Here is a 26106-nt window from a genome sequence, read left to right as displayed (position 1 = left end):
GCGCAGCGGGGCGGACGAGTGCGCGACACGGCGGCCCGGCTCTGGCTAGGGTGCAGCCCATGACCGAGACGCCCGCAGTCGAGTCCACCCCGGCAGATCCGATCAGCGAGGCCGTCCGTCCCGGCTACGAGTTCGAGGGCGCCGCGCTCGAGCTCGGCGGACTGATGCTCAACGCCAAGGACCTGGCCGACGTCCGGATCCGGATCCCGCTCGCCATGGTGAACCGCCACGGCCTGGTGGCCGGCGCCACCGGCACGGGCAAGACCAAGACCCTCCAGCTGCTCGCCGAACAGCTCAGCGCCAACGGCGTACCGGTCTTCGCCGCCGACATCAAGGGCGACCTCTCCGGCCTCAGCGTCCCGGGCGAGGGCGGAGAGAAGATCAGTAGCCGCGCAGCCAGCGTGGGTCAGGAGTGGCAGGCAACCGGCTTCCCGGTCGAGTTCTTCGCACTCGGAGGCAAGGGCACGGGCATCCCGCTGCGGGCCACGATGAGCGCCTTCGGGCCGGTGCTGCTCGCCAAGGTGCTCGGCCTCAACGACACCCAGGAGTCCTCGCTCGGCCTGGTCTTCCACTACGCGGACAAGGCCGGCCTCCCGCTGCTCGACCTGGCCGACCTGCGCGCGGTCGTGCAGCACCTCACCAGTGACGAGGGCAAGGCCGACCTCAAGGAGCTCGGTGGTCTCTCCTCGGCCACCGCCGGCGTGATCCTGCGCGAGCTGATCAACTTCGCCGACCAGGGCGCCGACGAGTTCTTCGGCGAGCCCGAGTTCGAGACCGCAGACCTGCTCCGCACCACGCCCGAGGGCAAGGGCTTGATCTCCCTGGTCGAGCTCCCCGACCTCCAGGATCGTCCGGCGGTCTTCTCGACCTTCCTGATGTGGTTGCTCGCCGACCTCTTCCACGAGCTCCCCGAGGTCGGCGACATCGCCAAGCCCAAGCTGGTCTTCTTCTTCGACGAGGCACACCTGCTGTTCAAGGATGCCTCGAAGGACTTCCTCGACCAGATCACCCAGACCGTCCGGCTGATCCGCTCCAAGGGCGTCGGCGTCTTCTTCGTGACCCAGAGCCCGACCGACGTCCCCGACGACGTCCTGGCCCAGCTCGGTTCGCGGGTCCAGCACCAGCTCCGCGCGCACACCCCCAACGACGCGAAGGCGCTGAAGGCGACCGTCAACACCTATCCCAAGTCGGCGTACGACGACCTCGGCGAGGTGATCACCTCCCTGGGCATTGGCGAGGCAGTGATCACGGTGATGGACGAGCGCGGCGCACCCACGCCGGTGGCCTGGACCCGACTGCGCGCCCCCGAGTCGTTGATGGCGATGGCGGATGCGGCCGCGATGGAGGCGAGCGTGCAGGCCTCGCCGCTGCACCCGAAGTACGCCGAGGCCGTCGACCGCGAGTCGGCGCACGAGATCCTCACCGCCAAGCTCGAGGCAGGTGCGGCACAGGCCGAGGCGGAGCAGGCCGCCCAGACCGAGGCGAAGGAACAGACCGCCCTGCAGAAGGAAGCAGACCGGCTGGCCAAGGAGTCCCGTGGCCGCCGTACCTCCAAGAAACAGGAGAAGAGCAACGTGGAGAAGGTCCTGGAGAACACCGCCGTCAAGCAGGTGCTGCGCACCGCGACCCGCGAGATCCTGCGCGGCATGTTCGGAACGGGGCGCCGTCGATGAGCGCCACAGGCAATGACTTCCTGGCCCGGCTCGAGGCCACCGAGGAGATCAAGAAGCTCAAGTACCGCTACCTGCGCTGCCTGGACGGCAAGGACTGGGCAGGCTTCGAGGCCTGCTTCGTGCCCGATGCGACCGGAGCCTATGCCGGGTTGGAGTTCTCGGACCGCGAGGCGCTGGTCGCCTACATGCGCAAGAACATGACCGAGAAGATGGTCACCCTGCACCAGGTGCACCACCCCGAGATCGACGTCGACGGAGACGAGGCGACCGGGCGCTGGTACCTCCAGGACAAGGTGATCGTCGAGGAATACGCCTTCATCCTCGAGGGCGCCGCGTTCTACGCCGACCGCTACGTCCGCACCGAGGACGGCTGGCGGATCGCGCACACGGGCTACGAGCGGACCTACGAGACGACGTCGTCAACCGCGGACCTGCCCTCATGGAAGCTGAAGATCAAGCCGCGCCACTGAGACAGGGCGCCGAGCCCGAGGGATGACGCGCCGGGCACGACCGCTCGTCAGTCCTGCGGTTCGGTCCACGCCAGCTGGATCGTCTCCACACCGTTGTCGCGAGTGACCAGGCGGCCGCGGCCCGCAGGCATCGGGATCGGTCGCACCTTCCCGAGCAGCGCGCCCTCCTCCGGGTTTCCGGACAGCACGATGCCGGGCATGGCCAGGTCGCGCAGCGTCTGGATCGCCGGGTCGTAGAGCGCTCGCCCGGCACCGCCGGCGCGGCGGGTCATGATCAGGTGCATGCCGGTGTCCTTGGCCTGGGCCAGCAACGGCACCAGGGCGTGGATCGGTGAGCCCTGCTGGGTCGCGACCAGGTCGTAGTCGTCGACCAGGATGTAGGCATCGGCGCCGGTCCACCACGACCGGTTGCGCAGCTGGTCCGGTGTCACGTCGGGACCGGGCAGGCGACTGGTGAGGTAGTCGGAGAGCTGCTTGATCCCGGGCGTGGCCTGGGTGGCGCTGGTGAGGTAGTCGAGGTTGTACTCCTCGGGGATCTCACCGAGCAGGGACCGCCGGTAGTCGACGCAGATGATCTGCGCCTCCTTGGGCGTCTTGGTCCGGACCAGCTCGGAGATGATCGAACGCAGCAGGGAGCTCTTGCCGGACTGACCGTCACCGAAGACCAGCAGGTGCGGCTCGGCGTCGAGGTTGACCCCGACCGGGGCGAGCTCGCGCTCGTTGATGCCGAGCAGGAAACGGTTGGTGTCCATGCCTGAGGCGATCGCCTGGCTGCGGACGTCCTCCAGGGTGATCTGGGTGGGAAGCAGGCGGACCTTGGGACCGGCCGGCCCCTGCCAGGCCGCGCTGACCTTGGCGATCAGGTCGTCGACTCCGTCGCCGAGGCTGCGCGGGTCGGTGTTCGCGTCGATGCGCGGCGTGGCCGCGAGGAAGTGGTACTTGCCGGGCAAGATTCCCCGCCCGGGGCGTCCGGCGGGCACCAGCTGTGCGAACTTGCGGTCGATCTCGGAGTCGAGCGGGTCCCCCAGGCGCAGCTCGAGGCGGGTGCCGAAGATGTCACGCAGCGCGGCGCGGAAGTCGGCCCAGCGCCCGGCAGCGACGATCAGGTGTACGCCGAAGGTGAGGCCGCGCTGGGCCAGCACCTGCAGCTCCATCTCGATGTCGTCGAAGTCCGCGCGCAGGGTGCTCCAGCCGTCCACGACGAGGAACACGTCCCCATACCCGTCGTCGACCCGGCCCTCGGCGCGACGCGACCGATAGGTCTCGATCGAGTCGATCCCGTTCGCACGGAAGTAGGCCTCGCGGCGGTCGACGACACCCTTGACCTCGGCCACGATGCGGCGTACGACGTCCGGCTCGGAGCGGGTTGCCACCCCCGCGACGTGCGGCAGCTTCGTCAGCGGGGTGAACGTTCCGCCACCGAAGTCGAGGACGAAGAACTGCGACTCCAGCGGAGTCGTGGTCAGGGCCAGGCTGGTCAGCATCGTGCGCAGCAGCGTGCTCTTGCCGGTGCGCGGTCCGCCGACGACGGCGGCGTGCCCCGAGGCACCGCTCAGCGAGACGGTCATCGTGTCGCGGCGCTGCTCGCGCGGCCGGTCCACGATTCCGATCGGCACGGTCAGGTTGCCCAGACCACGCCACTGCGGCGAGTGCAGGCCCAGGCGGGGGTCGACGACCAGGTCGGGCATCAGCAGGTCGAGCGTGTCGGGTACGTCGAGCGGCGGCAGCCACACCTGGTGGGCCGGGTTGCCCTGGCCGATCATCCGCTGCACCGCGATGTCGAGCAACGAGTCCTGCTCGCCCTGCTGGGTCTGCGGTGCGGGGGTGGGCTGCTCCTCCTCGATCGCTTGGAGGGTCTGCACCTCGGCGATGGTGAACGGCAGGATGCCGCGCAGGTTGCCACCTTCGTCGCGCTGGACGCGGGAGCGACCCGAGGGCGGGCCGGAGACATAGGCGGCCTTGAACCGCAGCAGCGTGGACTGGTCGGGCTTGAGATAGCCCAGGCCGGGCACGGCGGGCAGCTCATAGGCGTCGGGCACACCGAGCACGCTGCGCGACTCCGCGGCCGAGAACGTGCGCAGGCCGACCCGGTAGGACAGGTGGGACTCCAGCCCGCGCAGTCGGCCCTCCTCGAGGCGCTGCGAGGCCAGCAGCAGGTGCAGGCCCAGGGACCGGCCCAGCCGGCCGATCGCGACGAAGAGGTCGATGAACTCGGGCTTGGCGGTCAGCATCTCGGAGAACTCGTCGACCACGATGAACAGCGACGGCATCGGCGGGAGGTCCTCGCCGGCGGCACGCGCCTTCTCGTAGTCGCGGATCGAGGCATAGTTGCCGGCCGCGCGGAGCATCTCCTGGCGACGCACCATCTCCCCGGAGAGGGCGTCCTGCATCCGGTCGACGAGGGTGAGCTCCTCGGACAGGTTGGTGATTACGGCCGAGACGTGCGGCATCGACGACATCCCGGCGAAGGTGGCTCCACCCTTGAAGTCGACCAGCACCATGTTGAGCTGGTCAGGGGAGTGGGTCATCGCCAGCCCGAGCACCAGGGTGCGCAGGAACTCGGACTTTCCCGAGCCGGTGGCGCCGATGACCAGGCCGTGCGGCCCCATCCCCTGCTGGGCGGACTCCTTGATGTCGAGGTGGATCGCGGAGCCGTTGTCGGCGGTGCCGATGGGGACCCGCAGCCGGTCGCGGGCCGGTCGGGAGCGCCACGCGTTGCGGGTCTCGAAGGAGAACACGTCGCCCAGGCCCATCAGGTCCATGAAGTCGGTGGGGCCGACGTTCTCGCTGCCGGCCTCGGAGCCGAGGGAGACCGTGTTGAGCGGGGCCAGGCGCCGGGCGAACGCCTCGGCGGTGGCCAGGTCCATCTGGTCGGCCAGGCCCTTGAGCGGCTCGGCGCGCATCCGCAGCGCGGTCACCGGGCAGCGGCCGCCCTCTGCGGGGAGGTTCTCGAAGTCGAGACGCAGGCGGGTCGGGTCCTCGAGCTCGTCCCAGCGCTCCGGCAGGTCGATCAGGGTCACTCCGTGGAGGCCGTCCGGCGGGATGACGTGGTTGCCCGGAGGCAGGTGGCCCCCGTCGATGATCAGCAGGATGTGCGGGACGGCCGGGCCCTCGTCGGCGCCGAAGCGGGGCCGCTCGCTCAGGTCCTCGGGCAGCATCGCGCCCAGGTCATCCAGGGAGGTGGTCACCATCCGGCGCGGGCCGACGGCGTCGCCCTCTCGGGTGCTCAGCGTGTGCGGCATCCACTTCAGCCAGTCCCAGCGGGCCAGGTTCTCGTCGTTGCAGAGCACGGCGACGACCACGTTGTCGGGGCTGTGGAAGGCGGCCGCGGAGCAGATCATCGCCCGGGCCAGCGCACGAGCCGGCTCCTCGGGGCCGGTCAGCTCGATCCGGTCGAAGGCACGCAGGTCGATCGATGCGGGCAGGTTCGGTTGGACGCGGTGCACGACGAGGAGTCGATGCAGTGCCGAGGCGGCCGCGGGGTCGACCTGTTCGATCGGAGTGGTCTCGGGAGGAACCAGCTCGAGCGAGAGCGGTTGCGCGGAGAGCCCATATCTGACGTGGAGGTAGTTGTCGTCGACGGCCGATCTCTCCCACAGCCGGAGCCGGTCCTCGGCGAGTGAGGGCAGGGCCGACGGATCGGGGTGGAACCAGTTGAGCGCGGCACGCTGCTTGGCCGCAGCCCTGCGGGCCACGTCGCGGATGGTGGCGAGATAGCGCAGGTACTCGGTGCGCGAGCCGGTCATCTGCTGCTGGCGCTGCTTGCGCTGCCGGTCGATCTGGACCGCGATGAAGCCGAGGGTGGCGAAGAGGAACATGCCTCCCGCGATCATCCGGCGACCGCCGCCACTGCCGCTCATGCTCGCGACCACGAGGATCGAGCCGACACTGCCCAGCATCGGGATCGCCATCATCATGGCGTTGCCTGCGCCCTCGTGGGGCTGGAGCTCGGGGGGCGCCTGCACCGCGACCTTGCCGGTGGGCATCTCCGGTGCTTCGAGCCGGTGTCCGCTGCGGAGCGTGGTCACGCTTCCCCCTCCGATGGGTTGACGCTGGTTGACGCAGGCTGTTCCTGGTCCGAGAGTCCGCAGCGATCCTAGTGGGTGAACTCGCATCCGCGCCGGGTCGTACTACCCTTCCCGCATCAGCCGAAGGGAGTCCGTCGTGTCGGGAACGACGAGCACCGAGACCGTCGCGCTCACCGTGCACGGGCCCTCGGGCTCCATCGACCTGTTGGTCCCGGCTGCTGCGCGCCTCGCGGACGTCTCCGGTGAATATGCCCGTCAGGTGGGCCTGGGTGCGCCGCCGCGCCTGCTCAAGGTCAACGGCCAGGAGCTGCGTGCGCGTACGTCGGTCCACGGCGCCGGCCTCCGCTCGGGTGCGGTGCTGATCGCGGCCTTCGGTGCCGCGCCACCACGACCGGCGTCTGCTGAACGGGTCCGCGACGAGGACGCCGCGGCGCAGCAGCGCACTGCCCGCCTGCCCTTCGTGCTCGCCGGGCTCGCTGCGGTGCTTGCCGGCTGGTTGGCCGCAGGCATCGAGTCGCCCCGCCTCTTCGACGCCACCGTCGCGCTCCTCGGGGTGGCGGCGCTGATCGGCGTCCTCCCCTTCGGTCGCCACGCCGACCAGCGTGGCGCGGTCGCGCCGGCGTTCGCGTTCGCGGCCGCCTTCGCCCTGGTCTGGGATCCGTCGCCGGAGATGCTGCCGCTGACCTTCGGCGTGGCCGGCCTCGCGGCAGCCGTGGCCGCCGGAATGGCCCGCGCCCTGGGCACCGGGTCGTCGATCGTGCACACCGTCTGGATGATCACCGGGTCCGGTGTCTTCCTGATCACCGGCTTCTGCCTGCTGGTCGGCTTCGACCCGCGGGTGGCCTGGTCGCTGCTCCTGCTGATGGCGGTCCTCGGGGCACGCTCCGTGCCGGGGCTGGCAGTCGACGTACCCGACCAGATGCTGCTCGACCTCGAGCGTCTCGCGGTGACCGCATGGTCTGCCCGCGACGTGCCGCGCGGGCGCCGGGGGCGCACGATCATCCGTCCCAGCGACATCAGTGCCCTGCTGGCGCGGGGCAGCCACGTGGTCAATGCCGCGGGCGTGGCGATCTTCGTGGTCGCCGTAGTCTCGGTGGTGAACCTGTTCGCGGCCACGCCCTTCCACATCGACCATGTCGGCGCCCGGGTGCTCGCGTTCTTCGCGGGTGCGGCGATCCTGCTGGCGGCGCGCAGCTATCGGCACGTCACCGCTCGCGTGCTCCTGCGCAGCGCCGGTGTGCTCATCTGGGGGGTGCTGGTCCAGGACCTGTTGGTCAATGCCTCCGAACGCACCTTGGTCCAGGCGCTGGCAGTGGCGTTGCTGATGGGCGCCCTGCTCGTCGTGGCCGCCGTCGCAACCGGCCGCGGCTGGCGCTCGGTGAAATGGGCGCGACGCGCAGAGATCGGCGAGATGTTGGCCGGCGCGTTCACGGTCGCTGCGGTGGTCGTGTCGAGCGGACTCTTCCGCACGATCTGGGAGCTTCCCTTCGGCGGCTGAGCCGAATCTCTGTGGACAAGCGATTGTTCATGTTTATGTGGTCGTGGCCCGGGTACGAACTGTTGCGGCAGCACCGGTCAGGGAGTTGTCATCAGACATCAAGGAACGGTCCACAACGTCGCTCGGGCGAATGAGGCTCTGGCGGAGAAGGAAGGAATCCGATGGGAAACAGCGGATCGGGCTACGGCCTGACAGGTGGCGTCCTCAACGCAGCAGCCAAGGACATGGCCCAGACGCAGGAAGACCTGGTGGGCGACATCGCCACCCTGCGCCAGAAGCTCAGCAACCTCAACTCGGCCTGGGTCGGCCAGGGCGGCACCGCCTTCCAGGGTGCCATCACCAAGTGGGAGGGCACCGTCACCCGCGTGATGCGAGCGATGGACGACTTCGAGCAGGGCCTGCTCGGCTCGGACGTCACCTATGAAGAGGTCGACGCGGTCCAGAAGCAGGGCTACGGGAAGTACGAATCCGGCCTGGGCTGAGCCCGCGGCAACCAGCTAGACACAACTTTTTCTCGGAAGGAGCAGGACAATGGGACTTGGCGACATGAAGGTGGGCTACGAGGCGCTTGACCAAGCGGCCGCAGACCTGAAGAACGGTGCCGTCGGCATCGAGAACAAGCTCGACGAGCTCGAGCGCCGCATGCGCGGTCGTCAGAGCGAGTGGACCGGTGAGGCGTCGCTTGCGTTCGAGTCGTCGCGCCACGAGTGGGACCGGGCGATGAAGGACATGAAGTCGATCCTCCACGACATCGGTCTCGGTGTCGGTCTGTCCCGTGAGGAATACGCAGCCGCCGAAGGCCGCAACAAGGGACGTTTCCCCGCAGCCGACGGTGCCAGCGGCGCCTCGGTCAAGGGACTCTGACCGACCCAGCACCAGTCCGGCGGGGGTCACCGAGCGGTGACCCCCGACCGCACGAGATCTTCAGGAGAACCAGCTGATGGCACCTCCAGTCTTTTCCACCAGGCAGCTCAGCGACGGGATCGCCGGCGTCTACCGGGTCAATCCCGAAGAGGTCCAGGAGCTCGCCAACGAGACCAACCGGATCGCCTCCAAGCTCGACAACGAGTTCAAGAAGGCCGAGGTCAGCCCCACCGACCTGGTCGGCTTCGAGGTTGGCGACGAGCTCGCCCAGTCGCACCGGATGGCGCACTCGGTGGTGATGGGCACCTTCTCGGGTGTGCGCACCGACCTTACCGGCTTCAGTGCAGCGCTGCTCCTTGCAGTCAAGGACGCCGAAGCAGCCGATGAGCTCAGCCAGAGCCAGCTCGCCCAGATCGGCGACATCACCTACTCCGGCTACAACGCTGACAGCAGCCGCGAGGCGGCACAGCGCGAGAACCTCACGGTCAACGGCCTGGGTGAGGTCGTCCTGCGCGACGACACCCCGTCCGCCTGACCGACCGTGCCGATCGGGCACTGACCGAATGTAGGCTTCAGGACGCGACGAGGAGACTCGTCGCGTCCTTGTCGTGAAGCATCACTGAGCACGGAACGGGGAGAGCATGTCCCAAGCCGCGACACCAGCCACCACCTCGGGGTTGGTCCGGGTCACGGTCGCGTCCGGGATCCGTCGGGTTGACCTGGTGCTGCCGGGATCGATCCCGGTTGCCGAACTGGTCCCCGAGCTGGCCCGCAGCGTCGGGCTGCTGGATGCCGCCACCGTCTATGCCGGCTATCAGGTGATCACCGGCGACGGACGCCGCCTCGTCGGCGACGCCGGGTTGACCATGCAGGGCGTCGAGGACGGCGCGCTGCTCACGGTCGCCGCAGGTGTCGACCAGGAGGCCCCGCGCGTCTATGACGACGTGGTCGAGGCGATGGCCGACGCCGTGGAGCGGGACCTCAAGCCGTGGGAGCCGGCCGCCGGACGGCGTACGGCGTTGACTGCGGCGGGGCTCTTCCTCGGCCTCGGCGGCGTCGCGCTGCTGATGCAGCGAGGCTCCACGCTCGGGATGACGGCCGCCTGCATCATCTCGGCGCTGCTGGTCGTCGGCGCGGTGGTGCTCAGCCACACCCAGCGCGAGCGCGAGGCCGCCCTGTGCCTGGCCTGGATGGGAGCCGGATACGGCGCGATCGCCGGCCTGATGCTCACCCACGACGCGCCCAACGCCGGCACTGTGATGGCAGCGGCCGGCGCCGGAGCCCTGATTGCCGGCGGCGTTGCCCTGGTGGGCCTCACCGACGGACGGGCCCTGATCATCCCCGCCGTGGTGGTCGGCGCGATCTTCACCGCGGTCGGAGTGGTGATGCGCTCCAGCGACTTCAACGTGGCCAGCGTCTTCACCATCGTGCTGACCCTGGTCGTCGTGGCCGGGAGCGTGCTGCCCTGGCTGGCCCTGGGTGCCACCCGCACCCGCGTGGAGCAGATCTATGCCCAGGAGGACATCACCAACGACCCGGCGCCGATCGACCCCGACCTCGTCCGTGAGGACGCCCTGGTCGGGCACGAGATCCTGCTGGCCGTCACCGCGACAGTCGGTGTCCTGCTGGTGCTGACCGCGCCGATGGCGGTCTCCCTGGGCCTGTCCGGTGCGCTGATCGCGATCGCCGCCAGCTTCGTGGTGATGCTGCGTACGCGCCAATATCGTTCCGGCTCCGAGGTGCTCGCCGGCCTCACCGCCGGTGTCCTGGGGCTGATCTCCACCGCCGCCGCCGCGCTCGTCCTGCACCCGGACTGGCGCGCATCCATCGCCGTCGTGCTGGCCGCGGCGGGGGCCCTCGTCCTCACCTCGAGCCTGGTGCCGTCCACCCCGTCGGTGCGCAGCGGCCGCCTGGGCGACGTGATCGAGGTGATCGCGCTGATCTCCCTGGTGCCCCTGCTCGTGGTCGCGGTCGGCCTCTTCAGCCAGATCCGTGGGTGATCACTGATGTCGACCAAGCGTGATCTCGTCGATGCCCACGCCTACAGCCGGCGCCGACTGGTCACCGCATTCGTCAGCGGCGCCCCCGGTGGGCGCGAGGTGGAGCCGGCCCGTCCGGCCCGCGCCATCATCGGTGGCATCGCTCTCGGTGTGCTGATGCTCGCCGGTGCCGCCCTGGCCAGCATGTTCGCCGGCCGCTCGCCGGCCGACTGGACCGATCCGGGGATCATCATCTCCAAGGAGAACGGGAACCACTACGTCGTGCTCGCCGAGGACCAGCCGGTCCAGCCGGTGGTGAACCCGGTCTCGGCGCAGCTGCTGATGGGTCAGGTCGAGCCGAAGTCGGTCAAGCAGGAGGACATCAGCGCCAAGAAGCTGGGTGTCCGGATCGGCATCTATGACGCGCCCAACAGCATCCCGGTGCCCAGCATGATGCGGAACTCGGGCTGGACCGCCTGCACCACCACCGAGGCAGCCACCAAGATCTTCATCGGCGAGAAGACGGTCGCGCGGCCCGTCGAGGGCGCCATGGTGGTCCGGACCAAGGGCAAGGCCGGCCAGCAGTTCCTGATCGCGCGCTCGGCCGAGCCGGGCCACGGCTACTACCGCTACCTGCTGCCCGTCGTGAACGCGGACGCCCTGATCGCCGACCTCGGCCTGGACTCGGGCGAGCGCTACCAGGTCAGCGACGCGTGGCTCGACCTGTTCCCCAAGGGGCCGGACCTGAGCCTGGCCAGCTTCGACATCGCCGACCGTGGCAAGCCGCTCGACTACGAGGTCGGCGACGGCAAGTTCGAGGTCGGCGACCTGGCCCAGAACGAGCGCACCGGCCAGGTCTACGTCCTGGGTCCCGACGGGCCGTTGAACCTCGGCGAGTTCAGCCAAGTCGTCTATGAGGTCGTGGCCAAGGCGAAGGGCGAGATCCCGCAGATCACCGGGAAGCCCGGCCAGGAGATCGAAGCGGTGGCCGACTGGCCCAGCACCAAGCCGCAGTCGATCGACGCCCCGGAGGCGTGCGGCGTGCTCAACGCGACGCCCGGAGGGCCGGCCACGGTCAGCCTCGCGGTCGACCCCTCGGAGGACGAGAGCGCGAGCAAGCTCAGGGCGAACGTCCTCGATGTCGCCGTACAGCCGGGGTACGGCGCCTACGTCAACGTCGGCCAGCACGGAGCGGCCACCGCAGGCACTCCCGTGGTGATCGACATGGACGGCAAGCGCTATCGACTGGGCGGACCCAAGGGGGAGACTGCTCGTCTCCTCGGGTTCGGATCGGTGAAGGCGCCGACCGTGCCGGACGCGTGGACCGAGAGCTTCGAGTGCGGCCCCGAGCTCTCCCAGGAGGCAGCGCGTCGTCAACCGACGGCCAAGGCGATGAAGACATGCGGCTGACCTCCGCGCTTGCGTCGTCGATCCTCGCGGGGAGCCTGGTCCTGATCGGCGCCACCCCGGCACATGCCGACGAGACCCCGTGCATGCGCGGTGTCCCCGGCGACGCCGCGACCGGCACCGAGGTCGACCGGGACGCCGACGAGGAGAACGACACCCTCAACTCGCTGCGCCTCGACGAGGTGCACCGGATCGCGACCGGCAAGGGCGTCGGAGTCGCCGTCATCGACTCCGGGGTCTCGACGTCGAAGATCCTCTCGGCCCGCCCGGGCAAGGCGTTCGCCCAGGGGAAGGTCGAGGACGGGCACGGCACGATCGTCGCGGGCGTGATCGCCGGCAAGGGCGACGCGACGGGCATCGCACCGGGCGCTGAGATCTATGACCTGCGAGTGGCTGCCGGGGCCGTCGAGGGCGAGACCACGGGACCCAGCAAGGTGCAGGCCGGTGACGTGACGGCAGCGGTGAAGTGGGCGAGTGCGAACCGCGACAAGATCGGCGTCATCAACATCTCAATCGGGTTCGAGAAGCCGAACAAGGCCCTGGCGGCCGCGATCGACGCGGCCATCGCCAAGGGCATCGTCGTGGTCGCTGCCGCGGGCAACCGTGACCCGGACGCCGAGACCGAGGACGAGGAGTCCGAGGATGCCGACGGCCAGGACGAGCCGCCCGCTGCGCCCGACGAGGTGCTGTTCCCGGCGAGCATGGACGGCGTCATCGCGGTGACCAGCCGGTCCGCCGACATGAGCATGACCTCCGAGGCGGTCCTGGTCGGTCCCGAGATCGACGTCTCCGCCCCGGTCGTGGGACTGCGCACGGTGATGCTGCGCAACCTGGTCTGCACGATCTCGGACCCGGCCTCCAGCTGGGCCACGGCAGTGGTCAGCGGCGTCGCGGCGCTGCTGCTCGAGGACCAGCGGCTCACCCCGGCCCAGGTGAAGACCCGGATCGAGGTGACCGCCCAGGGTGGCGGCAACGAGAACGCGATGGACGGGCACGGGATGGTCCAGCCCTATGAGGCGCTGACCCGGAAGCTGGCGATCTCGGCGACCGGTGAGCTGCGCACCGAGCGGGCGCGCAGCGCCGAGGACTACGTCGCGGCGAAGCCGGCTCCGCTCGAGGACCGAGCCGCCGAGCGTCGACGCTCACTGCTCTGGTGGGGGATGGGCGCCGGCGGACTGCTGGTGCTCGCCCTGGTGCTCCGCCCACTCCTCGCCCGCCGCCGCGGGTGAGTCACGGCGTACCCCGGAATGTGACGGGGCGTGAAATGACGAACGCCCCGGTTCTCACCGGGGCGTTCGATCTGCGGAGGTAGGGGGATTCGAACCCCCGAGGGCGTTAACCCAACCCGCTTTCCAAGCGAGCGCCATAGGCCACTAGGCGATACCTCCGCGGAGGAGGCTACCCGTTGGGTCGGTGAGGCAGGAAATCGATGCTCACTTTGGCCTGCCGGACCGCCCTGACCTAGACTCCCTGCCAACCCCCCGTGTGGCGGCATCTCGCTGAACTCCCCCAGGGCCGGAAGGCAGCAAGGGCAGGTGAGCTCTGTCGGGTGCATGGGGGGCCTTTTCATTTCCTGAGCCTTTCGTTCCCGGCCTTTCGTTCCCGGCCTTTCGTTCCAGGCCTCCAGGGGCGTGTTCGACGCTCATGTGCACCGGCTGGACCGCCGCGCTACCGGCTGTCGGCGGTGGTGGTTAGTGTTCAGGGCGTGGATGCACCCCTCGCCCTCTATCGCCGCTACCGGCCCGAGACGTTCGCCGAGGTCATCGGCCAGGATCACGTCACCGAGCCCCTGCGCGCAGCCTTGGCCAACAACAGGGTCAACCACGCCTACCTGTTCTCCGGGCCCCGCGGTTGTGGCAAGACCACCTCGGCCCGGATCCTGGCTCGCGCGCTGAACTGCGAACGCGCCCCGATCGCGGACCCGTGCGGCGAGTGCGACTCGTGTCGCGACCTGGCCCGCGGAGGTCCCGGGTCGATCGACGTGATCGAGATCGACGCCGCTTCGCACGGTGGTGTCGACGATGCGCGTGACCTGCGCGAGAAGGCGTTCTTCGCCCCGGTGAAGAGCCGTTACAAGGTCTACATCATCGACGAGGCCCACATGGTCTCTCCGCAGGGCTTCAACGCCCTGCTGAAGCTGGTCGAGGAACCGCCCCCGCACCTGCGCTTCATCTTCGCGACCACCGAGCCGGAGAAGGTCATCCCGACCATCCGCTCGCGCACCCACCACTACCCTTTCCGGTTGATCCCGCCGCGGCTGCTCTCGAGCTATCTGGGTGAGCTGTGCGAGAAGGAGGGCGTCTCGATCGAGCCGGCCGCCCTTCCCCTCGTGGTGCGGGCCGGCGGTGGCTCGGCCCGGGACACGATGTCGGTGCTCGACCAGCTCCTCGGCGGCGCCGGGCCCGCGGGCGTGACCCACCAGCTGGCCACCGGTCTGCTCGGCTACACCCCGGACTCGTTGCTCGACGAGGTCGTCGACGCGTTCGCTGCCGGTGACGGCGGTTCGGTCTTCGGCGTGGTGGACAAGGTGATCGAGACGGGGCAGGACCCACGTCGCTTCACCGAGGACCTCCTGCGTCGGCTGCGCGACCTGGTCATCATCGGCGCGGTGCCGGATGCCTCTGCGACCGGTCTGATCGATGTGCCCGAGGACATGGCCGAGCGGCTCACCGCGCAGGCCGCCCGCTATGGCGTGCCCGGCCTGAGCCGGGCCGCGGACCTGTTCGCGACCGGTCTGACCGAGATGCGCGGCGCAACCGCGCCCAGGCTGCTCCTCGAGCTGATCTGCGCGCGGGTGCTGCTGCCCGGTGCCGATGACTCCAAGGAGGGCCTGATGGCCCGCCTGGACCGTCTTGAGCGGCGCCTGGACGTGACCGGCGGCGCCCCGGCGCCGGGACCGGCGCGATCCGGAGGACACCTCGCCGAGTCCCCTTCGGCCCTGGCGGGATCGACGGCCCCGGCTGCTGCGCCCGCCTCGCCGCAGGCTGCTGCGCCTGCCTCGCCGCCGGTTGCTGCGCCCGCCTCTCCGGCGCCTTCGCCCGCGGCGCCGTCCCAAGCGGCTGCGCCCGCCTCTCCGGCGACCGCGCCTGCCGCGTCCACCGACACGCGCCCGCCCACAGAGGACCGGCCGACACCCGAGCCCCGGCCCGTCGACTCCCAGCCAGGCTCGGCTGCGGTTGACCCGGCCGAGTCCTCGAGTCCGTCCGAGCCCACTCGCACCAGCGGGGCGGACGGTGGCTCGCCCAGCGCCGCGGATCAGGCCGGCGCACCCGGCTCATGGAACCAGCCGCGCGACCAGCGGGCAGCCGATGTGCCGCCGCGGGCACCGCACGGCCAACCGGTGAGCCAGGGCAACCAGGCCCCGACAGGTGGCCTGAGCCTGGCCGACGTACGCCGCCTGTGGCCCGACATCGTCGAGGCCACCAAGATGAAGCGCCGGGTGACCTGGATCCACCTGACCCAGAACGCCCAGGTCGTCGCGGTGGACGCCAAGACGCTGACCCTGGGTTTCCAGAACGCCGGTGCCCGGGAGTCCTTCGCCAACGGTGGCAGCGCGGAGATCGTCCGCCAGGCCGCGATCGACGTGGTCGGCACCGACTGGAAGGTCGACGCCATCGTCGACCCGGGCGCCGCCCCGGGGGCAGGGGCAGCCGCCCCCACCGCGAGCCGACCCGTCGAGCAGGTCCCTCAGGTGCAGCGGTCCGCCGAGGGACAGCAACAGCCGGACCCCTCGGCCGCACGGCCGCAGGACGGCGGCCCCGGAGCAGGAGGCATGGCCGAGTCGCAGGGCCCGGCACCGTGGGGTGCGGAACCGGCCCAGGAATCGGCCCAGTCCGCTCCCAACGAGCCACCGCCCTGGGCCACGGACGAGGCCGCCCCAGCGCAGTCCCCGCCGGCCCAGTCAGCACCAGGGCAGTCCCCGCCCGACCAGCCGGTGGTGCGGACCAACGAGACTGTCTCGCTCTCGGCCATGAGCGCCGCGCGCGAGGCGATCAGCTCGACGCGGACCGGACCGATCGAGACCGCGCGCAATTCGGGCGGCTCAGCCGACGACGAGGTCGACCGGAACGATCCGGCCATCGAGGACTCCGGCATGTCGGGCACCGAGCTGCTCCAGCGCACGCTGGGCGCCCAGATCATCGAAGAAATCAAGCACGACTGACGTGAGAGGCACGACCATGACCCAGAACCCCTTCGGCGGCGACTCATCTGACTCCGGCATGGGTGGCTTCGACATGAACGCCCTGCTCCAGCAGGCGCAGCAGATGCAGGAGCAGCTCGTCAACGCGCAGAACGAGCTCGCCCAGACGGAGGTGGAGGGCACCGTCGCCGGCGGTTCTGTCACCGTGAAGCTGTCCGGCACCGGCGACCTGCTCGACGTCAACATCAAGGCCGGAGGCTTCGACGGCAGCAACGCCGATGACCTCTCCGACCTCGGCGACATGGTCGTGGCCGCGTGGCGCGACGCGAAGGCTCGCGCCGACGCGCTGGCTTCGGAGAAGCTCGGTCCGCTGGCCGGCGGCGGCCTCGGCGGCGCGCCCGGTGGCGGCGACTCGCTGCCCGGTCTGGGGTTCTGACTTGTACGAAGGCATCGTCCAGGACCTGATCGACGAGCTGGGCCAGCTGCCCGGCGTGGGTCCCAAGAGCGCGCAGCGGATCGCCTTCCACCTGCTGCAGGCCGAACCGACCGACGTACGCCGGCTGGCCGACGTGCTGATCAAGGTGAAGGACCGGGTGAAGTTCTGCTCGGTCTGCTTCAACGTCTCCGAGGAGGAGCAGTGCCGGATCTGCCGTGACCCGCGCCGCGACCCGTCGGTGATCTGTGTGGTCGAGGAATACAAGGACGTCGTCGCGATCGAGCGGACCCGGGAGTTCCGTGGTCGCTACCACGTGCTGGGCGGCGCGATCTCGCCGATCGACGGCATCGGACCGGAGCAGCTGCGGATCCGCGAGCTGATGGTGCGCCTGGCCGACGGCGCCGTCACCGAGATCATCCTGGCCACCGATCCCAACCTCGAGGGCGAGGCCACCGCGACGTTCCTCACTCGCAATCTCAAGCCGATGGGGTTGCGCGTGACGCGTTTGGCTAGTGGACTGCCCGTGGGCGGCGACCTCGAATATGCAGACGAGGTCACGCTGGGCCGAGCATTCGCCGGGAGGAGATCAGCCGATGACTGAGACAGTGGTGGACCCTGAGCTCGAAGAGTTCGCGCAACAGATCGCCGACCAGGTCGAGAGTTTCCTGGTCGCGCTGCAGGCGATCGCCCACGATGCCGACGGTGGTCGCGGGATCTCCCTGCTGCTGCTCGAGGTCTCCCAGGTGCTGCTGGCCGGCGCGCGACTCGGCGTACAGGCCGACTTCTCCACCGCGGAGGAGTTCCAGCCCGACGCCGGCCCCGATCCCGACCTCGACGAGATGCGCCTGCGCCTGGCGCGGATGCTCGACGGCGTCGACATCTATGCCGAGGTGTTCGACACCTACGGCGAGCCGGAGATCGTCACCTCGATGCTCTCCGACGACCTGACCAGCATCGCCACCGCTCTCGCGCACGGCCTGCGTCACCACAAGGCTGGCCGGGTCGACGAAGCGCTGTGGTGGTGGCAGTTCTCCTATGTCTCCTCATGGGGCAGCGAGGCCTCCGGCGTGCTCCGCGCGCTGCAATCGATCGTCACCCACGATCGACTCGACGCCGACTTCGAGATCGAGCAGGAGCAGGTCGCTGCCGCCGATGAGATGCTGGACGGCGCGGCGAGCGATCCCCGGTAGGATTTGGCCTGAGTTGGCCTGCAGCAGCGTCGCTGGCGGCCGGAGCTGACGTCGTACTCACGGGTGCGGCGTTTCAACGTGTGAGGAATTCAAGTGGGCATTGTCGTGCAGAAGTACGGCGGCTCCTCGGTGGCTGACGCGGCCGGCATCAAGCGAGTCGCCCAGCGCATCGTGGCCACCAAGAAGGCCGGCAACGACGTCGTCGTGGTCGTTTCCGCCATGGGCGACACCACGGACGAGCTGATCGACCTGGCCAACGAGGTCTCCCCGTTGCCGCCGGCCCGCGAGCTGGACATGCTGCTCACCGCCGGCGAGCGGATCTCGATGGCAGTCCTGGCGATGGCGATCCAGAACCTGGGCCAGGAGGCGCGCTCGTTCACCGGGTCCCAAGCAGGTGTGATCACCGACGCCGAGCACGGCCGCGCGAAGATCATCGACGTCACGCCGGGTCGGATCCAGGCAGCCCTGGCCGACGGGGCAGTGGCCATCGTGGCCGGCTTCCAGGGTGTCTCGCAGACCACCAAGGACATCACCACGCTGGGTCGCGGCGGCTCCGACACCACGGCCGTCGCACTGGCCGTGGCGATCGACGCCGAGGTGTGCGAGATCTACTCCGACGTGGACGGCATCTTCACCGCCGACCCGCGAGTCGAGCCGCGCGCCCGCAAGGTGCCCCGCATCTCCTACGAGGAGACCTTGGAGATGGCGGCCCAGGGCGCCAAGATCCTCCACCTGCGCTGCGTGGAATATGCACGCCGCTATGACATGCCGATCCACGTCCGTTCCTCCTTCTCGCAGAAGGAGGGCACCTGGGTGGTCCGCGCCGAGGACGTCTCGGCAGGCGGGGCCCAGGGAACCGAAGAGGCAGGAAGCACCATGGAAGCAGCCATCATCACCGGCGTGGCGCACGACAGCAGCCAGGCCAAGATCACCATCGTCGGCGTACCGGACAAGCCGGGCGAGGCCGCGGCGATCTTCCGCACCGTCGCCGACGCGCAGATCAACATCGACATGATCGTGCAGAACATCTCGGCTGCCGCCACGGGCCGCACCGACATCTCCTTCACCCTGCCCCGCGGCGAGGGCCAGACCGCGATGGCAGCCCTGGCCGGCATGCAGGACCAGGTCGGCTACGAGTCGCTGCAGTACGACGACTCGGTCGGCAAGGTCTCCGTCGTCGGCGCCGGGATGAGCACCTCTCCCGGCATCTCGGCGCGCTTCTTCGAGGCGCTCTCCGAGGCCGGCGTGAACATCCAGATGATCTCCACCTCGGAGATCCGGGTCTCGGTCGTGGTGACCGAGGCGCAGGTCGTGCAGGCCGTCAACGCAGCCCACGCCGTCTTCGACCTCGGTTCCGACGAGATCGAGGCGGTCGTCTACGGAGGTACCGGACGATGAGCACCCGTCGAGTCAACATCGGCGTCGTCGGCGCCACCGGTCAGGTCGGCGTCGCGATGCGCCAGATCCTGCTCGAGCGCGGCTTCCCGGCCGACCAGGTCCGCTTCTTCGCCTCGGCCCGCTCGGCCGGCAAGGTGCTCGCCTTCGGTGACCGGGAGGTGACGGTCGAGGACGCCGCCACCGCCGATCCCACCGGCCTCGACATTGCCCTGTTCTCGGCCGGCGCCACCACGTCGAGGGCCCAGGCCCAGCGCTTCGTCGATGCCGGCGTGATCGTCATCGACAACTCCAGTGCGTTCCGCAAGGACCCGGAGATCCCGCTCGTGGTCTCCGAGGTGAACCCGCACGACATGGCCTCGGTGATCGAGGCGGGACGCGGCATCATCGCCAACCCGAACTGCACCACGATGGCCGCGATGCCGGTGCTGCAGCCGCTGCACGAGGAGGCCGGGCTCAACCGGCTCATCGTGTCGACCTATCAGGCCGTCTCCGGCTCCGGCGTGGCCGGGGTCGAGGAGTTGGCCACCGGGGTGGCCGCGGCCGGCGACAAGGCCCGTGAGCTGGCCTATGACGGCGAGGCGGTGGCCTTCCCGGAGCCGTCGACCTATGTCCGCACGATCGCCTACAACGCGCTGCCGATGGCCGGATCGATCGTTGACGACGGTCTGAACGAGACCGACGAGGAGCAGAAGCTCCGCAACGAGTCACGCAAGATCCTCGGCATCCCCGAGCTCAAGGTGTCCGGCATCTGCGTGCGGGTCCCGGTCTTCACCGGGCACTCGCTCGCCGTGAACGCAGAGTTCGACCGCTCGCTGCCGGCGGCGCGTGCCCTCGAGCTGCTCGCGCAGGCTCCGGGCGTCGAGGTCGTCGACGTACCCACGCCGCTGCTGGCGGCCGGCAAGGACCCGTCCTACGTCGGGCGCGTCCGTCAGGACCCGGGCGTCGACGACAACCGTGGCCTGGCGCTGTTCATCAGCAGCGACAACCTGCGCAAGGGTGCCGCGCTCAACACCGTGCAGCTGGCAGAGCTCATCGCAGCGCAGACCTGATCGACCTCGCCGTCCCCGGCGAACGACAACGCCCCCGCGCTCGGTGCGGGGGCGTTGTTCGTCTTCGGTCTAGCTGGTGACGACGTCCTCGTCCTCGAACAGCGACGTGAGCCAGTGCGAGGCGGTGTAGGTGACCACCGCGACCAGCGGGATGACGACGATCATCCACGGGCTGAAGATGACGCGGACCAGGAAGAGCAGGGCGATCACGGCCAGCAGGCCCACGGCCAGGAAGCTGGTGCTGGTCGGGTCGACGACCTTCCAGGCGCCGAGCAGCGAGCTGCCGAGGGCGATGAGGATGATCATGATCGCCGCGAGCAGGAAGAAGCCGGGGGAGCCGCAGCTGCTCGTGCCCTGGATCGCCTCGCAGCCGCGCAGCGAGCCGTAGGTGAGCCCCACGGCCACGAGCCCGATCACCAGGCCGGTGATCGCTGAGGCTGTGCGCGCCGCGAGCGGGGGGAGGGTGAACTGGCGCTTGGGTCGCGGTTCGCTCTCCTCGTCTGCCTGATCCACTTCCTCCTCGTCCTCGTCTGCCTGGTGCTCGTCGGGATCCACGTCCTCCGGGACATCGACGGGGCTGGGGTCGATGGGGCTCGCAGCGACGGGCGCGGTCGCCGCGGCGGACTCCACCGTTGTCTCGGGCTCCTCGTCGAGGATGGTGACGGGGTCGTCCTCGGCGGCTTCCGGAGCCATGTCGGGGTCGTCGGTGGAAGTCCCAGTGTTGACGGTGCTCGCCCCGGGGGCTGGGCTCGGAGTCTCGTCGAGTACGACGGTCTCCTCGGCGTCGGCGGGCGTCGCCGAGTCGGCCTGTTCATCCACGACGACCGGTGCCGGGGACTCCTCGACGGCGACCGGGTCCTCGAGTGCCGGGACGATCACGGTGGGTTCGTCATCCGCTTCGGGGGCGGCGGCGGCCTTGTCGGCCGCCTTCTCGGTGGTCTCGCCGCGCACAAGGGCGTCGAAGTCCTCCGTGGTCACGGTGTTCTCGTCGGGAGCGGGGCCCTTGTCCTTCTTCTTGCGCTTGAAGATGCTGCCCAATGAGGGCATCTCCAGCGAAGGGCCGTCCCCCAGGTCCTTGTCTGCCATGGCGGGCAGTCTGCCAGATCCGTGGCCACCTGACGGGGAGTGCTCGCCCCGCGCCCCACGTCGTACAACTCGGGTGCACCCCAAGGGCGACCTGGTGGCGCCCGGAGTGCGAGTCGGCGAGAAATGCAGACTGCCGGACCCCAAGGGATCCGGCAGTCAGGTGGGTCGGGCTGACAGTGTGCTGGATCAGGACATCGGAGACAGATGTCTCAAGACATAGGAGACACGCTGTCTCACGTCATCGTAGACAGCACCTTGAGGCCGATGCTCGACCATGTCGAAGGCACGCCTGGTCATCACTGCCCTGTTCACCGAGAAACAGACACCTGCCGAGGCGACAAATCCGGCACCGTCACACTCCGCGTCGCAGGCAAACTCCGCCACATCGGCATCGGACGAACCCACAGCCGAACCCACGTCATCCTGCTCATCCATGACCTCGATGTCAGAGTCGTCCACGCCATCACCGGCGAACTACTCCGCGAGCTCACCATCGACATCACCCGCGACTACCAGCCACGAACCCCGAAATGACAAACACCCGAACCCACGTTTCCGTGGGTTCGGGTGTCTCCGATGTCCTGCGACATCACATGGGTCGGGCTGACAGGATTTGAACCTGCGGCCTCTTCGTCCCGAACGAAGCGCGCTACCAAGCTGCGCCACAGCCCGATCGCGGGCCATGGGCCCACGAGCACGGCGAGCATACCCGAGGGCGTCCGGTGCCCCGAAATCGGCCCGGCAGCTGGCAGCCGGACAACAACAACTGCAGGTTCAAGCCGCAACAACTGCAGGTTCGCGGCTCAAGAACTGCCGGTTCGCGGGACGAGGCGGAGCAGGGTCGCCTCCGGGCGGCAGGCGACACGCAGACGGACGTACGGGCTGGTGCCCAGACCGGCCGAGACGTGCAGCCACGCTGAGCCGGGATCGCCGGGGGAGGAGTCGGCCGGGTGGCGGTGCAACCCCTTGGCGCGCGCCGACTCGAGGTCGCAGTTGGTGGCGAGGGCGCCGTGGAACGGCAGGCAGACCTGGCCGCCGTGGGTGTGGCCGGCGATGATCGCATCCCAGCCGTCCTGGGCGAACTGGTCCAGGACGCGGAGGTAGGGCGCGTGCGCGACCGCGAGCCGAACGTCGCTCGCGAGGGGAGCGGGGCCCGCGACGGCGGGGAGGTCGTCATACCCCAGGTGCGGATCGTCGACCCCCACGAACGAGATCGACGTGCCGTTGACGCTCAGCGCGCCGGGACGGTTGGTCAGGTTCAGCCAGCCGGCCCGGTCGAAGCCTGCGCGCAGATCGGACCACGGCAGCTGCGGTTGGTCGACGAAGCGCTTCCCGTCGTCTGGGAGGAGATATTTGAAGGGATTGCGTGGTGTCGGCTCGAAGTAGTCGTTGGAACCGAACACATAGGCGCCGGGCACGTCGAGCAGTCCGCCGAGCGAGGAGAGCACGACGGGCACGGACTCGCGGTGCGACAGGTTGTCGCCGGTGTTGATCACCAGGTCGGGCTTCAGATCGGCCAGGCTGCGCAGCCAGAGCTGCTTCTTGCGCTGGCCGGGAGTCATGTGGATGTCGCTGAGGTGCAGCACCCGGATCGGCTCGCTGCCCTCGGGCAGGACGGGCAGGTCGACCCTGCGCAGGGTGTAGGCACGAGCCTCCGCGGCGGCATACCCGGTGACTGCGAGACCGGCCAGGGTGCCGGCCGCGAGAATCCGGGTGAGGAGCATGGCCCAAGGCTGCCACAATGGTGCACATGAGTGCTCTCAAGGACCGTCTCCGCGCTGACCTGACCACCGCCATCAAGAGCCGGGACGAGATCCGCTCCTCGACGGTGCGGATGCTGCTCTCGGCGATCACCAACGCCGAGGTCGCCGGCAAGACCGCAGTCCAGCTGAGCGACGAGGACATCATCGCGGTGCTGTCCACCGAGGCCAAGAAGCGTCGCGAGGCCGCGACCGCCTTCGCCGACGGTGGTCGCGCGGAGATGGCGGCCAAGGAGCGCGCCGAGCTCGTCGTGATCGAGGACTACCTGCCCACGCAGCTCAGCGTCGACGAGATCGTCGGCATCGTCACCGCCGCCGTCGAGCAGACCGGATCCGCCGGTCAGGGCATGAAGGCCATGGGCAAGGTGATGGGCGTCGTCCAGCCCCAGGTGAAGGGCAAGGCGGACGGCAACGTGGTGGCCGCGGAGGTACGCCGCCAGCTTGCTGGTTGATCCGGTTGAGCCGGCTGGCCAACCGGTCGATCAACCCGATTGATCAACCCGTTGATCAGCCTGGTTGATCAGCCTCGGCCGCGACCGCGCCCCCGGCCGCGGTCGTCGTCATCGTCCCGGTCCCGTGGGCTCGAGCGATCCTCGGGCTTGCTGGTCGTGCTCGGCTTGGGGTCGGGCTTCGGGGCGACGTTGCGCTGACCGGTCGAGATGTAGAGCGTGACGACGCTCCCGCTCGGTGCCTGGGAGCCACCCGAGGGGTTCGTGTAGGCGACGGTGCCGCGGGGATAGCCGGTGTCGCGCATACCGCCGTCGGCGACCTGGAAGCCAGCCTGCTCGAGGAGGTCCGTGGCCTGGCTCGGGGACATCCCGCCGGTCGAGGGGACCATCTTGGGGACTCCGGCGATGGCGCTGGCATCAGGCTTGACGAAGTTCTCGTCGGGCAACCACTGCTGGATCGCCTTGAACGTGTCGCCCCACATCGGGCCGGCCGTGCCGGAGCCCGAGGCATTGAAGAGCCTGGTGCCACCGACGCTCTTGCCGATCAGCGAGGACGGGCTGCCGTCGGCGTTGGCGCCGGCGATCATCGATGCGCCGGCCAGGGTCGGGGTGTAACCCACGAACCACACCGAGTTGGCCGAGTTGGTCGTACCGGTCTTGCCGGCCGAGGGCTGGTTCGGCTGGATGTTGTTCTGGTAGCCGAAGCCTCCGGCCTCGTTGACGCCCCGCAGGATGTCGTTGACGGCGTCGGCGGAGGCAGCGGGCATCACCCGGTCGCACTTCTTGGAGTACTTCTTCACCGTGGTGCCGTTGGCATCCTGGATCACGGCCACCGGACGAGCATCGCAGTGGACGCCACGGGCGGCGAAGGTCGCATACGCCTCGGCCATCTCCAGCGGGGTGGCGTCGGCCACGCCGAGCGGGAAGTTGGGAACGCGCTCTGCCGCACCCTCCGCACCGCCGTTGGGATTGGTCAGGTTGACCCCCATCTTGCGAGCCAGGCTGTAGGGCTTGCACAGTCCGGTCATCTGCTCGAGGGCCATGAAGAAGGTGTTCACCGAGAGCCGGGTGCCGGTGTAGAGGTTCATCGGGCCGGACTGGGTGGAGTTGGGCACCGAGAACTCGCCGTTGCCGTAGGGCACGCCGCCGCAGTTCTCGTAGGCCTCCTCCTGGAAGGTCTTGCGCTCGGGCGAGTCGATCGTCGTGGTCAGCGGGATCTTCTGGTTGATCGCCTGGGCCAGGACGAAGACCTTGAACGTCGAGCCGGCCTGGAAGCCGCGGGCACCGCCGACCTCCTTGGGCACGGTGTAGTTGATGTAGGTCTCGCCCTTGCCCTTCTTCGAGCCCATCGGACGCGACTGGGACAGGGCCCGCACGTTGCCGGTCTTGGGCTCCAGCAGGGCGAGTGCGCCGACGGCCTGCTCGGGGGCATAGACGTGGGACTGGACCGACTTGTCGGCGGCCTTCTGGAACCGCGGATCAATGGTGGTCTTGATGGTCAGGCCTCCCGAGGTGAGCAGGTCGGCCCGCTCCTCGCGGGTCTTGCCCAGTGCCGGGTCGGCCTTGAGATAGTTCACGACGTAGTCGCAGAAGAACGGAGCCTCGGAGAAGAGACAGCCGTTGCGGTTCGGCGTGATCTTGAGGTTGAGGTCCTGGTTCTTGGTGGACTCCGCGGTCTTGGTGGCGACCACGTTGAGCTGGGCCATCCGGTCGAGGACCAGGTTGCGCCGGGCCAGGGCCTTGTCGGGGAAGGACGTGGGGTCATAGCCGACCGGGTTCTTCACGAGCCCGGCGAGGGTGGCCGACTCGCGCAGGTTGAGCTTGCGCGCGTCCTTGCTGAAGTAGTGGCGGGCGGCGGCCTGGATGCCGTAGACGCCGTCACCGAAGTAGGCGATGTTCAGGTAGCGCTCGAGGATCCAGTCCTTGGAGTAGTTCTTCTCGAACCCGATCGCATATTGGAGCTCGCGGATCTTGCGCGCGAAGGTGTCCTCCATCGCGGCCTTGCGCTCGGCCTCGGTCTTCGCCTGGTTGAGCAGGGTCAGCTTCACCATCTGCTGGGTGATCGAGGAGCCACCTTGGCGGGTCGAGCCCGAGGCCTGATTGGTGACGAAGGCGCGCAGCGTGCCCTTCAGGTCGAGGGCACCGTGCTGGTAGAAGCGGTAGTCCTCGATGGCGACGATCGCCTGGCGCATGGTCTTGGAGACCTGCGTCAGCGGGACGTTGACGCGGTTCTCGTCATAGAGAGTGGCCAGCGTGCTGCCGTCCTTGGCCAGGATGCGGGTCCGCTGCGGGAGGGCCTTGGTCTCGAGCTCGTCGGGGAGATCGTTGACGGAGTCGGCCACGTCCTGTGCGGTCATCCCGACCACGGTGGCGAACGGGATCGCCAGGCCTGCCGTGACGACGCCGAGGATGGCGGCCACGGCGACCATGGATCCAAGGTGCGCGAGCACGGAAGTGACCCGCGAGCCATCTCCTTCAGGGGCAGACATGGGGCAAAGACTACGTGAGCGCCCTTCGAGGGCCCGACTTCTGGACGCATCCGAGGGGTTGGGCACTAGTCCTTTCTGACTAGGAGGTTTGGCCGAACTGAGTCTGTTGGATTGCGCATGCATTGCCTAACTTATGACTTGGGGATTGGCCCGTGGGGGGTTCAGACCCAAGTTGGAGGTCCGCAAGGG

General features: G+C 69.1%; 21 protein-coding genes, 2 tRNA genes and 1 other RNA gene. 18 read left to right on the top strand and 6 right to left on the bottom strand.

Translation table 11 applies throughout. The features are described from left to right. Positions 1 to 59 precede the first annotated feature (59 nt). Positions 60 to 1673 carry a helicase HerA-like domain-containing protein gene (locus BJ980_RS09910; protein WP_179502135.1) on the top strand — a complete coding sequence of 538 codons (1614 nt, stop codon included), beginning with the start codon at positions 60 to 62 and terminating at the stop codon, positions 1671 to 1673. After that, entirely contained in the window at positions 1670 to 2143 is a 474-nt protein-coding gene (locus tag BJ980_RS09905) for a nuclear transport factor 2 family protein (RefSeq protein WP_179502134.1), read from the top strand. The genes BJ980_RS09910 and BJ980_RS09905 overlap by 4 nt, the downstream gene beginning before the upstream one ends. 47 nt (positions 2144 to 2190) lie before the next feature. On the opposite strand, the gene eccCa is transcribed toward BJ980_RS09905, so the two are convergent. After that, positions 2191 to 6171, bottom strand: a complete 3981-nt coding sequence (gene eccCa, locus BJ980_RS09900) for a type VII secretion protein EccCa (RefSeq protein WP_343047767.1) — start codon at positions 6169 to 6171, stop codon at positions 2191 to 2193. 136 nt (positions 6172 to 6307) lie between these two features. On the opposite strand from eccCa, the gene BJ980_RS09895 reads away from it, so the two are divergent. The 7 genes from BJ980_RS09895 (at position 6308) to BJ980_RS09865 (ending at position 13148) form a co-directional block, all read left to right on the top strand. Beyond that, positions 6308 to 7669 carry a hypothetical protein gene (locus BJ980_RS09895; RefSeq protein ID WP_179502132.1) on the top strand — a complete coding sequence of 454 codons (1362 nt, stop codon included), beginning with the start codon at positions 6308 to 6310 and terminating at the stop codon, positions 7667 to 7669. 161 nt (positions 7670 to 7830) lie between these two features. Next, positions 7831 to 8151, top strand: a complete 321-nt coding sequence (locus BJ980_RS09890; RefSeq protein ID WP_179502131.1) for a WXG100 family type VII secretion target — start codon at positions 7831 to 7833, stop codon at positions 8149 to 8151. Positions 8152 to 8200: 49 nt separating this feature from the next. Then, the gene (locus BJ980_RS09885; protein WP_179502130.1) at positions 8201 to 8533 is read left to right on the top strand and encodes a WXG100 family type VII secretion target; all 333 of its coding nucleotides are present in this window, start codon (positions 8201 to 8203) and stop codon (positions 8531 to 8533) included. Between the two features lie 76 nt (positions 8534 to 8609). Beyond that, positions 8610 to 9068, top strand: a complete 459-nt coding sequence (locus tag BJ980_RS09880; protein ID WP_179502129.1) for a hypothetical protein — start codon at positions 8610 to 8612, stop codon at positions 9066 to 9068. A gap of 106 nt (positions 9069 to 9174) precedes the next feature. Further along, positions 9175 to 10533 carry a type VII secretion integral membrane protein EccD gene (gene eccD / locus BJ980_RS09875; protein WP_179502128.1) on the top strand — a complete coding sequence of 453 codons (1359 nt, stop codon included), beginning with the start codon at positions 9175 to 9177 and terminating at the stop codon, positions 10531 to 10533. Positions 10534 to 10539: 6 nt separating this feature from the next. Further along, complete coding sequence (gene eccB, locus BJ980_RS09870) at positions 10540 to 11922, top strand: type VII secretion protein EccB (protein WP_179502127.1); 1383 nt, start codon at positions 10540 to 10542, stop codon at positions 11920 to 11922. Next, positions 11913 to 13148, top strand: a complete 1236-nt coding sequence (locus tag BJ980_RS09865) for a S8 family serine peptidase (protein ID WP_179502126.1) — start codon at positions 11913 to 11915, stop codon at positions 13146 to 13148. Before eccB ends, BJ980_RS09865 begins: the two co-directional genes overlap by 10 nt. Positions 13149 to 13222: 74 nt before the next feature. On the opposite strand, the gene BJ980_RS09860 is transcribed toward BJ980_RS09865, so the two are convergent. Next, positions 13223 to 13307, bottom strand: a tRNA-Ser gene (locus tag BJ980_RS09860). A gap of 87 nt (positions 13308 to 13394) precedes the next feature. Between BJ980_RS09860 and ffs the strand changes: the two genes are divergently transcribed. The 7 genes from ffs to BJ980_RS09825 all read left to right on the top strand — a co-directional run bounded on the left by ffs (position 13395) and on the right by BJ980_RS09825 (position 20133). Then, an RNA gene (gene ffs, locus BJ980_RS09855) (signal recognition particle sRNA small type) lies at positions 13395 to 13485 on the top strand. A gap of 139 nt (positions 13486 to 13624) precedes the next feature. Continuing rightward, on the top strand, positions 13625 to 16081 hold the full coding sequence (locus BJ980_RS09850; protein WP_179502125.1) for a DNA polymerase III subunit gamma and tau: 2457 nt from the start codon (positions 13625 to 13627) through the stop codon (positions 16079 to 16081). A gap of 16 nt (positions 16082 to 16097) precedes the next feature. Then, complete coding sequence (locus BJ980_RS09845) at positions 16098 to 16496, top strand: YbaB/EbfC family nucleoid-associated protein (protein WP_179502124.1); 399 nt, start codon at positions 16098 to 16100, stop codon at positions 16494 to 16496. A gap of 1 nt (position 16497) precedes the next feature. Continuing rightward, positions 16498 to 17097, top strand: a complete 600-nt coding sequence (gene recR / locus BJ980_RS09840) for a recombination mediator RecR (RefSeq protein ID WP_179502123.1) — start codon at positions 16498 to 16500, stop codon at positions 17095 to 17097. Beyond that, entirely contained in the window at positions 17090 to 17686 is a 597-nt protein-coding gene (locus tag BJ980_RS09835) for a DUF5063 domain-containing protein (protein WP_179502122.1), read from the top strand. The genes recR and BJ980_RS09835 overlap by 8 nt, the downstream gene beginning before the upstream one ends. A 93-nt stretch (positions 17687 to 17779) precedes the next feature. After that, positions 17780 to 19084 carry an aspartate kinase gene (locus tag BJ980_RS09830; protein ID WP_179502121.1) on the top strand — a complete coding sequence of 435 codons (1305 nt, stop codon included), beginning with the start codon at positions 17780 to 17782 and terminating at the stop codon, positions 19082 to 19084. Beyond that, positions 19081 to 20133, top strand: a complete 1053-nt coding sequence (locus BJ980_RS09825; protein ID WP_179502120.1) for an aspartate-semialdehyde dehydrogenase — start codon at positions 19081 to 19083, stop codon at positions 20131 to 20133. Before BJ980_RS09830 ends, BJ980_RS09825 begins: the two co-directional genes overlap by 4 nt. Before the next feature lie 69 nt (positions 20134 to 20202). Here the strand turns inward: BJ980_RS09825 and BJ980_RS09820 are convergent, their stop codons facing one another. Continuing rightward, positions 20203 to 21219 (bottom strand): hypothetical protein, encoded by a 1017-nt coding sequence (locus BJ980_RS09820; RefSeq protein ID WP_179502119.1) that lies wholly within the window; start codon positions 21217 to 21219, stop codon positions 20203 to 20205. Positions 21220 to 21483: 264 nt separating this feature from the next. Between BJ980_RS09820 and BJ980_RS09815 the strand changes: the two genes are divergently transcribed. Next, positions 21484 to 21753 carry a hypothetical protein gene (locus BJ980_RS09815; protein WP_218855464.1) on the top strand — a complete coding sequence of 90 codons (270 nt, stop codon included), beginning with the start codon at positions 21484 to 21486 and terminating at the stop codon, positions 21751 to 21753. A 64-nt stretch (positions 21754 to 21817) separates the two neighbouring features. Here the strand turns inward: BJ980_RS09815 and BJ980_RS09810 are convergent. Further along, a tRNA-Pro gene (locus tag BJ980_RS09810) sits at positions 21818 to 21891 on the bottom strand. A gap of 131 nt (positions 21892 to 22022) precedes the next feature. Next, positions 22023 to 22943 (bottom strand): metallophosphoesterase, encoded by a 921-nt coding sequence (locus tag BJ980_RS09805; RefSeq protein WP_179502118.1) that lies wholly within the window; start codon positions 22941 to 22943, stop codon positions 22023 to 22025. Between the two features lie 26 nt (positions 22944 to 22969). Between BJ980_RS09805 and BJ980_RS09800 the strand changes: the two genes are divergently transcribed. After that, positions 22970 to 23431 carry a GatB/YqeY domain-containing protein gene (locus BJ980_RS09800; protein WP_179502117.1) on the top strand — a complete coding sequence of 154 codons (462 nt, stop codon included), beginning with the start codon at positions 22970 to 22972 and terminating at the stop codon, positions 23429 to 23431. 68 nt (positions 23432 to 23499) lie between these two features. Here BJ980_RS09800 and BJ980_RS09795 read toward each other — a convergent pair whose 3' ends face one another. Beyond that, positions 23500 to 25917 (bottom strand): penicillin-binding protein, encoded by a 2418-nt coding sequence (locus tag BJ980_RS09795; protein WP_179502116.1) that lies wholly within the window; start codon positions 25915 to 25917, stop codon positions 23500 to 23502. Between the last annotated feature and the right edge of the window lie 189 nt (positions 25918 to 26106).

It is taken from the genome of Nocardioides daedukensis (assembly GCF_013408415.1).
Classification (GTDB): Bacteria; Actinomycetota; Actinomycetes; order Propionibacteriales; family Nocardioidaceae; genus Nocardioides; species Nocardioides daedukensis.
The sequence above is the reverse complement of the archived record's forward strand: the minus strand, read 5'-3'. Positions and strand labels throughout refer to the sequence as shown.

Excerpts from the sequence above, each read along its gene's own strand:
- BJ980_RS09910 (WP_179502135.1), top strand. The coding sequence starts at position 60 with ATGACCGAGACGCCCGCAGTCGAGTCCACCCCGGCAGATCCGATCAGC.
- BJ980_RS09905 (WP_179502134.1), top strand. The coding sequence starts at position 1,670 with ATGAGCGCCACAGGCAATGACTTCCTGGCCCGGCTCGAGGCCACCGAG.
- BJ980_RS09890 (WP_179502131.1), top strand. The coding sequence starts at position 7,831 with ATGGGAAACAGCGGATCGGGCTACGGCCTGACAGGTGGCGTCCTCAAC.
- BJ980_RS09885 (WP_179502130.1), top strand. The coding sequence starts at position 8,201 with ATGGGACTTGGCGACATGAAGGTGGGCTACGAGGCGCTTGACCAAGCG.
- BJ980_RS09880 (WP_179502129.1), top strand. The coding sequence starts at position 8,610 with ATGGCACCTCCAGTCTTTTCCACCAGGCAGCTCAGCGACGGGATCGCC.
- eccD (WP_179502128.1), top strand. The coding sequence starts at position 9,175 with ATGTCCCAAGCCGCGACACCAGCCACCACCTCGGGGTTGGTCCGGGTC.
- eccB (WP_179502127.1), top strand. The coding sequence starts at position 10,540 with ATGTCGACCAAGCGTGATCTCGTCGATGCCCACGCCTACAGCCGGCGC.
- BJ980_RS09865 (WP_179502126.1), top strand. The coding sequence starts at position 11,913 with ATGCGGCTGACCTCCGCGCTTGCGTCGTCGATCCTCGCGGGGAGCCTG.
- BJ980_RS09845 (WP_179502124.1), top strand. The coding sequence starts at position 16,098 with ATGACCCAGAACCCCTTCGGCGGCGACTCATCTGACTCCGGCATGGGT.
- BJ980_RS09835 (WP_179502122.1), top strand. The coding sequence starts at position 17,090 with ATGACTGAGACAGTGGTGGACCCTGAGCTCGAAGAGTTCGCGCAACAG.
- BJ980_RS09825 (WP_179502120.1), top strand. The coding sequence starts at position 19,081 with ATGAGCACCCGTCGAGTCAACATCGGCGTCGTCGGCGCCACCGGTCAG.
- BJ980_RS09820 (WP_179502119.1), bottom strand. The coding sequence starts at position 21,219 with ATGGCAGACAAGGACCTGGGGGACGGCCCTTCGCTGGAGATGCCCTCA.
- BJ980_RS09815 (WP_218855464.1), top strand. The coding sequence starts at position 21,484 with ATGCTCGACCATGTCGAAGGCACGCCTGGTCATCACTGCCCTGTTCAC.
- BJ980_RS09805 (WP_179502118.1), bottom strand. The coding sequence starts at position 22,943 with ATGCTCCTCACCCGGATTCTCGCGGCCGGCACCCTGGCCGGTCTCGCA.
- BJ980_RS09800 (WP_179502117.1), top strand. The coding sequence starts at position 22,970 with ATGAGTGCTCTCAAGGACCGTCTCCGCGCTGACCTGACCACCGCCATC.
- BJ980_RS09795 (WP_179502116.1), bottom strand. The coding sequence starts at position 25,917 with ATGTCTGCCCCTGAAGGAGATGGCTCGCGGGTCACTTCCGTGCTCGCG.